The 12,814-nt window shown below is 38.7% G+C and carries 10 protein-coding genes and 1 pseudogene; 1 reads left to right on the forward strand and 10 read right to left on the reverse strand.

The genetic code is table 11. The features are described 5' to 3' along the window. Positions 1-32: 32 nt before the first annotated feature. The 7 genes and pseudogenes from nagE to AWM74_RS02000 form a co-directional block, all read right to left on the reverse strand. Positions 33-1,523 carry an N-acetylglucosamine-specific PTS transporter subunit IIBC gene (nagE, locus tag AWM74_RS01975; RefSeq protein ID WP_026466412.1) on the reverse strand — a complete coding sequence of 497 codons (1,491 nt, stop codon included), beginning with the start codon at positions 1,521-1,523 and terminating at the stop codon, positions 33-35. Between the two features lie 30 nt (positions 1,524-1,553). Further along, the gene (locus AWM74_RS01980) at positions 1,554-2,456 is read right to left on the reverse strand and encodes a DUF7916 family protein (RefSeq protein ID WP_026466413.1); all 903 of its coding nucleotides are present in this window, start codon (positions 2,454-2,456) and stop codon (positions 1,554-1,556) included. Between the two features lie 147 nt (positions 2,457-2,603). Then, a pseudogene (locus AWM74_RS09525) lies at positions 2,604-2,723 on the reverse strand (PTS transporter subunit EIIC); the annotation flags it as partial. Positions 2,724-3,020: 297 nt separating this feature from the next. Next, positions 3,021-4,367 carry an FtsW/RodA/SpoVE family cell cycle protein gene (locus AWM74_RS01985; protein WP_079094477.1) on the reverse strand — a complete coding sequence of 449 codons (1,347 nt, stop codon included), beginning with the start codon at positions 4,365-4,367 and terminating at the stop codon, positions 3,021-3,023. Between the two features lie 266 nt (positions 4,368-4,633). Beyond that, positions 4,634-6,469, reverse strand: a complete 1,836-nt coding sequence (gene typA, locus AWM74_RS01990) for a translational GTPase TypA (protein WP_026466415.1) — start codon at positions 6,467-6,469, stop codon at positions 4,634-4,636. A gap of 236 nt (positions 6,470-6,705) precedes the next feature. Then, positions 6,706-7,485: an inositol monophosphatase family protein gene (locus AWM74_RS01995; protein ID WP_026466416.1), complete on the reverse strand. Its 780-nt coding sequence runs from the start codon at positions 7,483-7,485 to the stop codon at positions 6,706-6,708. A gap of 48 nt (positions 7,486-7,533) precedes the next feature. After that, entirely contained in the window at positions 7,534-7,809 is a 276-nt protein-coding gene (locus tag AWM74_RS02000) for a UPF0223 family protein (RefSeq protein ID WP_026466417.1), read from the reverse strand. A 305-nt stretch (positions 7,810-8,114) separates the two neighbouring features. On the opposite strand from AWM74_RS02000, the gene AWM74_RS02005 reads away from it, so the two are divergent. Then, positions 8,115-9,020, forward strand: coding sequence for a MetQ/NlpA family ABC transporter substrate-binding protein (locus tag AWM74_RS02005; RefSeq protein ID WP_051218294.1), 906 nt, complete (start codon positions 8,115-8,117; stop codon positions 9,018-9,020). A 61-nt stretch (positions 9,021-9,081) separates the two neighbouring features. Here the strand turns inward: AWM74_RS02005 and AWM74_RS02010 are convergent, their stop codons facing one another. The 3 genes from AWM74_RS02010 to AWM74_RS02020 form a co-directional block, all read right to left on the reverse strand. Further along, complete coding sequence (locus tag AWM74_RS02010; protein ID WP_026466418.1) at positions 9,082-9,945, reverse strand: helix-turn-helix domain-containing protein; 864 nt, start codon at positions 9,943-9,945, stop codon at positions 9,082-9,084. Positions 9,946-10,037: 92 nt separating this feature from the next. Then, positions 10,038-11,486, reverse strand: a complete 1,449-nt coding sequence (locus AWM74_RS02015; protein ID WP_026466419.1) for an MFS transporter — start codon at positions 11,484-11,486, stop codon at positions 10,038-10,040. 241 nt (positions 11,487-11,727) lie between these two features. Further along, positions 11,728-12,810, reverse strand: a complete 1,083-nt coding sequence (locus AWM74_RS02020; RefSeq protein WP_026466420.1) for a Gfo/Idh/MocA family protein — start codon at positions 12,808-12,810, stop codon at positions 11,728-11,730. Positions 12,811-12,814: the final 4 nt, after the last annotated feature.

The raw sequence follows: 12,814 nt of genomic DNA on the forward strand, positions 1-12,814 counted from the left end.
ATATAATTACCCAACTTCTTTTCCAAAAATAATTACTCTTCAATTTTTTTCATTTCATCTGCAACAAATTGAACGTCTGTCCCGACAATAACATGCAAGTGATTTTTGTCTAAGACATTAACACCAGGTACACCAAGACCTTTAATTCTTGCTTGATCGACTTGGTCAACATCATCTAATTCAAAACGCAATCGTGTTGCACAGTTGTAGTAGCTTCGAATGTTATCTTGCCCGCCAACAGCATCATAAATAACATGGGCCATTTGCGCATATTTACTGTTGCTAGTTGAAGATGCAGTTGTCTTTTTACCAGAAGAGGTTTCATCTTCAGAATCTGTAATTGCAGCTTCAGTTACAGCATTCTCGCCACGTCCTGGTGTGGCAAAATCGAATTTACGGATAGCAAAATCAAAGATAAGGTAGTAAACCACGAACATCACTAAACCTAGAACTAACAGCATTAATGGTTGGTTAGCAATCGGCACATTCAAGCTTAATGCAAAGTCAACTAACCCTGCTGAGAACCCAAATCCAGCGGTCCAGTGGAAGGTTGCTGCGACAAACATTGAAACCCCTGTTAGGAAGGCGTGAACCAAGTATAATCCTGGCGCTGCAAACATAAATGAGAATTCTAGTGGTTCAGTAATTCCTGTAAAGAATGAAGCGAAAGCACCAGCAATCATAGTACCAGCTGCAATTTTCTTAGCTTTAGATTCTGCATTCTTATACATAGCCAAAGCTGCGCCAGGTAAACCAAACATCATGATTGGGAAGAAGCCGGCTTGATACATACCAGTAACCCCTTTAACCCCCTCAGATGCCCAGAAGTTTCCAATATCATTAATACCGATTAAGTCAAACCAGAATACTGAGTTTAGCGCATGGTGTAAACCGGTTGGAATCAGTAATTTGTTGAAGAAACCGTAAATACCAGCACCTAGCGCGCCAAGGCCTGAGATGAAAGTACCGAATGCTACTAAAGCGTTATAAGCTACTGGCCAAACGAAGTACAGCAGTAAGGATATGATTAACATAGCGCCTGCTGTTAGGATTGGAATCAACCGTCTACCTGAGAAGAATGCGAGCGCTGTTGGCAATTTAGTACCTGAATAGCGGTTATATAAGGCTGCCGATACTGAACCAGAAATAATGGCCATAAAGACATTTTGTGTTGCGTCAAAAGCCATTGGTACTTGGTCAGCTGGCATATTTAGTAAAACACTCAATCCGTCTATAGATAATAGATTGGTTACAATCAGATAACCTACTAAACCAGATAGCCCGGCAGCCCCATTAGCATCTTTTGATAAACCTGTAGCAATACCAACTGAAAATAGAATAGGCAAATTATTAATGATGGCATTCCCTGCTTGAATTAAGAATATCGCCGCTTGGTTAGAGCCTGCTCCTGAAAGTCCTGCTGGGTCAATCCAGTAGCCAATCCCCATTAATAATGATGCCACCGGCAAAATAGATACCGGTAACATAATAGATTTTCCTAGATTTTGTAAATAATTTTTCATCTTATCCTCCCTTATGATTTAAATCATCAATTAACGATTAATAGACTGTGCCATACGGAAATAAGTATGACGCTTACCTCTAACCGCCAAACTCAAAGCGGTGATATTTTCTGGATCAGGCATCCGACCGTAGGCACCATCACCAATGTGGTGACAGTCTACGCCAACACGTTTATTAGATAAACCTATCGCCTCGATCACCGAAGCTTGGGCAGACTCTTGACTAGTCCCAATCGTCGCCATCACCAATCCACCGCGTGCATGCACACCTTTCGTGACCACCTGGTTTTCAAGTTCATTCACCCCAGGCACCGTATTCACAGCCGGAATCAAGACCCCATCAGCACCTTCATCCATAAAACCAAGTAAGGCTTCCTCATTCACAATACTTTCAGTAAGCCCAGCACCGTGCATTTTACCGGCAAGGACTAACCCTGAAAAATGTGCTTTCGTCACCTTAACAGCCTCACGGATTGCCGACATGGTTACACCAGTTGCTGGATTCCCCGTCAGTAGAATCATATCTACCCCTAATTCGTCCGCTGCTTCTAGACTTTCTTTTGAAACCAAACGTCCTGGATTCAATTTCACACGGGTTTCAAGCAAATCTTGACGCTCATCAACAGGTTCTAGATTAATGGCAATTGGTCGACCAATCAGTCGCTTCAATTCACGGATGATCTCTTTTGACCCCGCAAATACTTCCAGACCTGGAATTTCTGGGTTGAAGACATCTAACTCATTCAAGACAATGATGTCTGCACCAAACGTCGCCATCACTTCAGGGTTTGACAGCCCTTGAATCAAAGGTGGCGATGTCACTACGGTTTCAGCAACAATTGTCCGTCCTTCACTGGCAAAAATTGCTTGTTTCAATTGACTACCATCCATCTTGTTGATTTCACTGGCACTAGCCGAAATTAAACGTTTCATTTCCTCTCTCCTCCCATCGTAACCGCTAGTTCATCATCAACTAACCGATTACATTTCTATCTGAATATTATATCAATATTGATAGCTATTACCAAACCCATAACCAAAAAAAAGCTGGATATATTTACCCAACTTCTTTTTTATTTTTTATTCTTCTCGCCCCAAAATTTGATTAATCTCTTGGCTGTATAAGTCAGATTTACCGCCATATATAGCTTGAACCCCATTTTGTACTTCAAGTACAGCTGTTGCACCTAAGTCTTTTAAGGTATCTTTATCAAAAATCCCCGTTAGGAATGGTATTAAGGCCCTGAGAGATAGACACCTACATCCTCAGTATCGTTCTCTTAATGTATATCAGAATAATGAAAGAATTTCGTTTGATAAAGCTTAACAGCATCAGTCAAATGTAATAAAAGCCCTTATTGGCAATCGCTTTTAGAATCTACTTTTGCATTTACTTAATTTGCAAGTTTATTTCTGGATAAAAATGAAATGATTTTCAATTTTATCCGTAAATATAAAAAAACAGACCTTTTAAAAGATCTGCTCTTAGAGATGATGTTATTTTCCATTTTCAGCCAGACTAATTTGATGAGCTTGCTTCTTTTTCATCTGGAGACTACGTCGCCATGATCGATCAGAAGCGATGACAGATAAGGCGATACCAATCATCATACTGGTTACTAGGAGACTAGAACCCCCATAGGACATGAATGGGAAGGTAACCCCAGTTAAAGGAATTAGACCTAAAACTCCACCCAAGTTTACAAAGGCTTGGATTAAGAAGTATGACCCGACACCGACAAGTATTGACTGGTCAAATATACGGCGCATCTTGATCGCCTTGTGGAAGATGTAAATCACCAGTGCAAAGTATAAGACGAGCACAAGCATAACGCCCCAAAAACCAAATTCTTCTCCAATAATGGCCATAATAAAGTCATTATGCGCTTCTGGCAAGTAGCCCAGTTTTTGGATAGAGTTCCCTGCCCCACGGCCGAGGATACCACCATTTGATAAGGCATAGTAGCCATAAACCAATTGTAGACCTGTATCTTGTGCATCCGCAAATGGATTGATAAATGAAGTAAAGCGTGCAATCTGATAATTATCAATATGAGACAAGTCAAATAGGTTCAAGATAATGATAATCGAAATATATACAATAATTACCCCTAGGATTGTTTTTGTCAGCCATTTCACTGTTAGACCGGAATTCAATAAGAGAATGACTAATAAGGACCCTAAAATAAGTACCCCACCTACATCCGGGAAGAAAAATACGAGACCTAACCAAATACCAATAGCGACCGCTTCTTTCCAGTATTGAGCGACCAATTTAAATGGACTATTTATTTCAGCAATCTCCGCCTGTACTTCATCTTTAGCTAAAAAATTAGCTACCAGTATAACCAAGGCTGGTTTTGCAAACTCTACGGGTTGAATGGAGAAGGCGCCCACGCCAATCCAACCTTGCGCCCCATTAATGGTTTCCCCAAATATAATGGTAATTACTAAGAGGACTGTGACTCCACCATACATTAGCTTTTGAAAGTAGTGATGTCGCCACATTTCTGGCTTCGTAATATAAATGAGGATGATAGCGAACAAACCTGCAACCGCAAAGATTGCCTGTCTAACCAGATAATAATAAGTTGCTTGACCTGATGATGTAGCTAGGTAGGATGAAGCAGTTGTCACCATCAGTAACCCAATTATTAATAACAAGCCATATAGTATCAAAATCTTTCCGTTTAAATCCTCACAATGCGCAAGTATTCGCTGAAACGTGCTTGGTCCACCTTTAACTTGTTTGCCTTTTTTACGTTCTTTTTTTGCTTGTTTCTTTACTTTCGCTTCTTTTTGTTTTTGCTTATTTGATTGGGCTTTTTTTTCCTTGGATTCCATTGACACAATCGCCCTCCTTTATGGATTTTAAATGATGCCATACATTTATTGCTACTAGAAGTCAGTAATGGTATAGATAACCATGACTCAGTTATCCATTATAGCATAATCCGCTTCTACATTAACGGCATCCTATTTCATTTTAAAAAAAATAAAAGAGGTTTTAGCACCTGATCTACTACTCAATCTAAATCTCAAAAAAAGGCGTAGACAATTTGTCCACGCCTTATCATCTTATTTACTTCTATACCCTCATTGAGTATTGATTAACCTAGATTCTTTTTCTTAGCTGATTTTGCACGTTCAGATTCGTTTAAAATTGATTTACGTAAACGAATGCTTTCTGGTGTTACTTCACAGTACTCATCTTCATTCATGAATTCTAATGATTCTTCAAGTGTCAGTAGTTTCGGTGTTTTGATTGAAGCTGTTTGGTCTTTGTTTGAAGAACGAACATTAGTTAAGTTTTTAGAACGGATAATGTTTACAACAATATCTTTTTCACGTGTACTTTCACCAATAATCATACCACCGTATACTTGTGTACCTGGGTTAACAAAGATGGTACCACGGTCCTCAACTTGCATGATACCGTAAGTAGTTGCTTTACCAGTATCAGTTGATACTAAGGCACCGTTACGACGACCACCGATTGGTTCGTTAATGTATGGTGCATAGTGGTCAAATGTATGGTTCAAGATACCGTAACCATGTGTTAATGACATGAAGTAAGTTGTGAAACCAATCATACCACGAGCTGGTACATGGTAAGTTAAACGAGTTGTACCTAGACCTGTAGAGATCATGTCTACCATAGTACCACGACGTTGGTTTAAGGCGTCGATAATTGAACCTTGGTATTCTTCAGGTGTATCGATTTGAACTAACTCGAATGGTTCAGATTTCACGCCGTCGATGTTACGGATGATAACTTCTGGACGAGATACTTGTAACTCGTAACCTTCACGACGCATGTTTTCAATCAAGATAGACAAGTGAAGCTCACCACGACCTGAAACAATCCATGCATCCGGAGATTCTGTATTGTCTACTCGTAATGAAACGTCAGTATGTAATTCGTAACGTAAACGTTCTTCTAGTTTACGAGAAGTTACGTGTTTACCTTCTTGACCTGCGAATGGTGAATCGTTTGTTAAGAAAGTCATTTGTAATGTTGGTTCATCAATACGTAATGGCTCTAAAGCTTCTTTGATGCTTGCATCTACAACTGTTTCCCCAACGAAAATATCTTCCATACCAGAAACGGCAATAAGCTCTCCGGCTTTCGCTTCGTTAATTTCAACACGCTCTAAACCTAAGAAACCAAATAGTTTTGTTACACGGAAGTTTTTCTCAGTTCCGTCAAGTTTCATTAAGGTAACTTGGTCCCCTACACGGATAGTACCGCGGAATACACGACCAATACCGATACGACCAACATAGTCGTTATAGTCTAGTAATGATACTTGGAATTGTAAACCTTCTTCAGAGTTATCAACTGGTGCTGGGATTTCATCAAGAATTGTATCGAAGATTGGGTCCATTGTTTCTGATTGGTCAGCTGGATCGTCAGAAAGACTTGAAGTACCACTTAAAGCTGAAGCGTATACTACTGGGAAGTCTAACATTTCATCATCTGCACCTAATTCGATAAACAAGTCTAATACTTCGTCTACAACTTCTGATGGACGAGCTGATGGTTTATCAATTTTATTTACAACAACGATTGGTGTTAAGTTCGCTTCGAACGCTTTTTTCAATACAAAACGCGTTTGCGGCATTGTACCTTCATAAGCATCTACAACTAAAACTACACCGTCTACCATTGTCATGATACGCTCAACTTCACCACCGAAGTCCGCATGTCCTGGAGTATCCATGATGTTAATGTGGTGACCCTTGTAGTTTACAGCTGTATTCTTAGCTAGGATGGTGATACCACGTTCTTTCTCGATATCGTTAGAGTCCATTGCTCGCTCATCAATTTTTGTACGTTCATCTAAAGTATCTGATTGTTCCAACAATTGGTTAACCAAAGTAGTTTTACCGTGGTCAACGTGGGCAATGATTGCAACATTACGAATATCTTCACGTTTTGCCATTTTTAAAAATTCCTCCATTTATATAACAAATACAAAATTTGTATCAATTATTTGTCAAGTTTATGAAACCGTTTTACCGTAAAACCCATAGTTATAAACTTTAACAAAGTTTCTCGTAATAAAACCGCCATAATATCGTATCACTTATTAATTGAAATTACTAGTTTTTTCGATTATGTCGACCAAATAAATCACGAAGTTCAAGCTCCTCTTGATATGAAAAGTACAATGCTTGCTTATCTTGAACCCTTCAAATTTTCAATCATTCGTCGGTATGCTGACGGGTAGGCTGCTAATACCCGATTTTGGTTTAATAAATCAACCGGTTCGCCAGTAAATTGCGACACTTGAATGCCCACTTCGTTTGCCAAGACTTGGCCGGCAGCAATGTCCCAGGGTTGCAGCCTTGGTGATACGTAAGCGGCAATTTCCCCCTTCAACAAGGCGATGATTTCAATGCCCGCTGACCCATAAATGCGAAGACCCATAGATTCTTTGACTAGTTCTTGTACTTTATAAGCGTCAGTCATGACCATCCCCCCATTGACCGCGATCAAGGAGTCTTTTAGGATTTTGTCCTTGAATGGTGGTTGAAAGACTTGGCCGTTTCGTTTAATGCCTTGACCAGCGGTGGCTTCAAAGTAATCGTCATTCATCACGTCGTACACGACACCTAGCTTTCCAAGGCCGTCTTCGTAGTAAGCGACCATGATGGCAAAGTGATTTTGTTGTAAGACAAAATTCGCAGTCCCGTCAATTGGGTCTACAATCCACACTCCGCCAGCCAGATTGGATGGTGTGTCCCCCATTTTCTCCTCACCGATATAACGGTCTTCTGGAAAGTTTTCTGCAATCTTCTGTCTAAATAATAATTCGACTTCCTTATCTACATTGGTAACCAAATCTTTTCGGTTTGATTTACTCTGGATTTCGATGTCACCATCTAATTGGTCATGAATGTAAGCTGTTGCTTCTTCAATCCACTCTCTCACCAATGCTGCCCGCGCTTCTAACATCAATTTACATGCCTCCTACTTTACCTACAACACTTAACCATTTGTCCCTTAGGGCATTGAAATAGTTTTTGTTTCTGAATTTCTCGCTTTTTTGATCGTGCCATAAAGTTGGTAGCCAGAAATCTTTTCAAAGCTATTGCCTAATTGCTTTTCTTCCATTTTGCTTGGCACAACTTGCTTAAAGGCCTTATATCTATTCAACAATTCTTCGCGGTTGATGCTTGATTCATAAGCTTGTTCCAAGCCATTCCACATTTTTACCACAATCGCCATTTCTTCACTTGTCCAATCTAAATCGATCGGATATTGATAATTGTTAGACATCGTATTCCTCCGCTTTCGTTTTCATATTTATTATAGCGGAAAATATGTAAAAGAGATAACTTAGCCCTCAGTTTTTCAAGTTCTCATTGCACTTTCATGCAAGTACCCTATTATTTAGGCAACTTATTCCAATAGCATTCAATTTAAGAAAGCAAGAACACTATCATGAATGTCTATTCCCTTTCATATGATCACTTGCTATTGCTATCCTATATTGCAAAATCTCTAACATTTGAAATGCCATTGCTTATCTTTTTGACCTCATTTAAAATAAAATTATTATGTTATGAATGGGGAGAAGTATATTGGATATTAGAAAAAGTTTAAAATTAGTCCTAGCCTTTGCTAGTGCGTTAATATTTGCTGCTTGTGGTAATGGTAGTAGTGATAATGAATCAGCAGGCCAAGCAGATACCGACGAAACACGGTCATATTCTGTGGGAGTTGTTGGGGATGTTACAGCTGAAATTTGGGAAGACGTTGCAACTAGATTAGAGGATCAAGGTATTGACCTGAAAGTAGTGACCTTCTCTGAATACTCACAACCTAATCGCGCTTTAGAAGATGGGGAATTAGACTTAAATGCCTTCCAACATATTTCATTCTTAAGTGCTTACGCTAAGGACCTTGGTGACTCACAAATTACGCCGATTGCTTATACAATTGTGTCACCTATGTATATTTTTGCAGTTCCTGAAATTACTGACGTCGAATCTATTCCTGATGGTGTAACCGTTGCGGTATCTAACTCTGCTACTAATGCTGAACGTGCTTTCTTAGGACTACAAGATATTGGTTTAATTAAACTAGATGAGGAAGCTGGTTTTGCACCCACTAAAGCAGATGTTGTTGAAAATACTAAAAATATCAATATTATCGAAATGGATCCGGCTCAAATTGCCCGCTCACTTGGGGATGCTGATTTAATTACAATCGGTGGCGATATGTTGATGGATGCTGGCTTAGATCCAGAAGATGCTATTTATACCGATACTGATGATGCTTCAAATATTGATCCGGTGAAGAAAAATATCATTGCAACCACAAAAGATAAGCTAGACAATCCTGACATTCAAGCTATTGTAGCTGCTTATCAATCAGATGAAACGAAAGCTAAAATCGAAGAAATCTCAGGTGGTTCATCTATTCCAATTTGGACAGCTGAAGATAACCCACAAGCAGACTATGAAAAAGAATTAGCTGAAAACTAATCTTAAACATATATACGCATAAAAACGGCGCTATGATTTTTTGAGTCATAGCGCCGTTTTTCTAATACATTATGCGGTCCTGCGAGAATTTCTGGCTATATTCAATTTGTAATTTCCGATAGTCTGAAGGTGATAACCCTAAATGCTTCTTAAAGAATCTTGAAAAATGCGCATTACTTTCAAAACCTGTTAGTTCAGCAATCTGACTTATATTCAAGTCTGTCCGAACTTTTAGGGAATATTGTGCTTGGGTTAGGCGATAACCCATCAAGAAATTCATAATGGTCGTTCCAGTTATTTCTTTAAATAAATGCGACAAATAGGATTTAGATAAATTCAAATCTTCCGCAATATCATCCAAAGACAAGTCTTCTGCATAACGAACAGCAATACAACGGTAAATTTCTTCTACTATCAATATTTTCTCATTAGAATAAATATGATTTGGTAAATGGGCATGCACCTTGGCATCAATCTTCATTAAGACTTGCGCTAGTAAAAGCTTCAATTGTTCATCGATATACCGCACTTTTTTATCTGATATCAGGTCATGCATCTCTGCAATTAGTTGGTTTATCTTTTGTCTTGTTTCCGCATCTTTAATTCTAAACAAGTGGCCTTGTTTAGCTTCAAATAATTTAAAGATATGGTTAATTTTTAAAGCCTCTATTACTGGCGCAATATAATCTTCTGTAAATTCAATTACCGTCCGCTTATAGGTATGATAATTACCGTCAACAAAAGCTTTATGAATTTGCTTACCGTCAATTAGGAGAATATCGCCTGCTTGCAATTCGTAAAATAGGTTTTCAATTTGAAAGGTACATTTCCCTTCCAAAAATATATAAATTTCGTATTGCTGGTGGGTATGATAAACCAAATGGTCCCCACTAGAAGTTGCTTCGTAATTTAAGGTAAATTCCATACCTAACCTCCCTATTGAAATCTCTTGGGATTCGTTTCAAATATTTGCCTATGACAAAGTTTTAACAGTTATCTCTTGCCACTATTAAGACTTTACTGACGGTTTAAGTCTTTTTGAATTTTTTCTAACTTATCTGGGGATAGGTTATAGATATAATTTAAGGCGATGAAAATACCTAACCAGCCAACTGCTGGGAAGACACCTGATAACACTTTAATACCATTAGCGTACTCTGGTAACCAAGTAGCCGATTCAGATAAGTTCAACCCAGGAATTGCCAAAGCGATAATTAGTGGAACAGCTGCTTGACCTAGCCCTTGACCAATTTTTCGGATCATTGAATACATGGCATATACTGAACCTTCATTCCGGTCGCCTGTTTCCCACTCTTGATAATCAATAGCATCTCCTACCATGGCCCACACATATACCGTCATCCCAAATCCAAAGGTATTGGCAATAATTTGAATGGCTAAGAATAACCATGGCATATTCGTTGGCATCGGTAAGAAGGCATACACTGCAAAAATAATTGCTGCAATTAAAGCTGGTTTAGCAGATACCCCTTTAGTCCCGTATTTTTTCAATAAAATCTGACCAAACGATGAACCAAAGAACAAGGGAATCAAGGTTGAAATAATTGTCCATGAATTCATCCGACCGTCATTGTAGTAAAGCTGGTAGTTTAACTGATACAACTGAGGTGCTGTATGAATAAATAATACTTGGAAAAGTGAAGCTAATGCAATCCCTAGCATGGCTCTATTTGTCATGAAGCCTTTAATCGTTGCGACTAAATCATAGGATTCCTTAGCTGACTCACCATCCAGCTCTTGTCCTACATGGACTAACCGTTCTTCGGTATTGCGTAAAAGTAAGAAGAAGGCAACTAGCGATAAAACACCCAATCCAATCGCAATAGGGAACATTCTTTCCCCTAAGAAGATTGATACCTCACTATTATTTTGGGTAACTGTGGTGTAAATCAATAAAGGAATCAGTACTTGAATGGGAATTTGTGCAATATATTGCCCATATGAACGAGCGGTAGATAATTGTGACCGCTGTACAGAATTAGGCGTGATTGCTGAAGCTAATGATCCATAAGGTACATTCACTACGGTATACATTAAGTCCCATGCCAAATAACCAAATGAAGCCATTAATAGTTTACTGGTATATGACCAGGCTGAAGAATCTATAAACATAATACAAGCTGTAATGGCTAAAATAGGCGCAAACCACATGATCCAAGGCTTAAATTTTTCACGTTTCACCCCACGCGGATCACTACGGTCAATAAAAGCCCCTACAATTGGGTCATTGATCGCATCGATAATTTTAGCTACTAATATTAGCATTGAAAAATGTGTTAGTTTAATCCCTAAATATTGTGTGTAATAAAGAAACATATAGTTGGTTATGAGGGCGATACTCATATTACAACCAAAATCACCGCAGAAATACCCAAACAAATCTCGACCACTAAAGGCCCGTTTACTTTCATCAAAAATTATACTAGATTTTTGTGCTTGCGCCATTTTACCTACTCCTCTTCTCATCACCAATTGATTGAAATTGCTATAACTAAAATATGCGTGCTGATAGAAATGACTAGTGTCATTAACCACATTATACCTAAAAAAGCGCTTTCACCCTTAACTCTACTTGTTTTTTAAATGAAATACTTGACTAGAAATGCTTTGTACATTTTTTCTAAAAAAGACGACACATGTAAAGGGAGCTATGAAATTGCCCTCACAGCTCCCTTTAAAATGCGTCTTATTTTTTTACTTCAATAACTTCTGCTTGTTCTTGGGTTAATAAGCAAAGTTCTTGCGCTTTAAAAATGTGATCTTGTGTCATCGCCGTTTCTGTACCATTTAGTGAATCTAAGATGATTTGTCCAAAGAATGGGAAGCCTATTTGACCAGTTACTTGGTAATGCGCTTCGCCATCGTTATTGACTAAGAAAACATGGTCTTTTTCGTCTGACTCAGCAACGTCAATATATTTACGCAGTTCAATTGTTCCTTCAGTACCTGTGATAAAGGTACGACCATCACCCCATGTACCTAAACCATCTGGCGTAAACCAATCGACTTTAAAGAAGAATGTTGCGCCATTATCACCAATTAAGGTTGCATCACCGTAATCCTCTAACTCAGGTTTGTCTGGGTTATTGTAATTAGCTACTTTTGAAGCAACAACTCTGGCATCAGTATTCCCCGTATAGTATAGGAATTGTTCGATTTGGTGTGAGCCAATATCCGCTAAAATCCCACCGTATTGTTCTTTATTAAAGAACCAATCTGGACGAATATCCTTATCTAAACGGTGTGGTCCAAAACCTGTCACTTGAATAACACGACCGATTTTACCTTCTTCAATTAATTGACCAGCTAAAATGGCTGCTTCAACGTGAATACGTTCTGAGAAGTATACGAAGTAGCGACGACCAGTTTCAGCCACAACTTTTTTCGTTTCTTCTAATTGTGCTAAAGTAGTGAAACCTGTTTTATCTGTAAAGTAATCTTTACCAGCTTTCATTACTTTATTTCCTAGTGCTGAACGTAAGTTAGGTACTGCCGCAGCAGCGACCATATGAATTGATTCATCAGCTAGAATTTGGTCTAGAGACTCAGCAACTTCAACATCAGGGAATTGTTCGACATAAGCAGCTACTTTTTCTGGATTAGGATCATATACGTATTTGATAGTGGCACCGGCTTCGATTAAACCGTTTGACATACCATTGATGTGACCGTGGTCTAAAGCAGTTACCCCCACATTAAATTCACCGGGTTCGACAACTAAATTCACTTTACCTTTCGGTGCATAATTCATACCGTCTTTATTTACCAAATTG

This window comes from Aerococcus urinaeequi (genome assembly GCF_001543205.1).
Taxonomy (GTDB): Bacteria; Bacillota; Bacilli; order Lactobacillales; family Aerococcaceae; genus Aerococcus; species Aerococcus urinaeequi.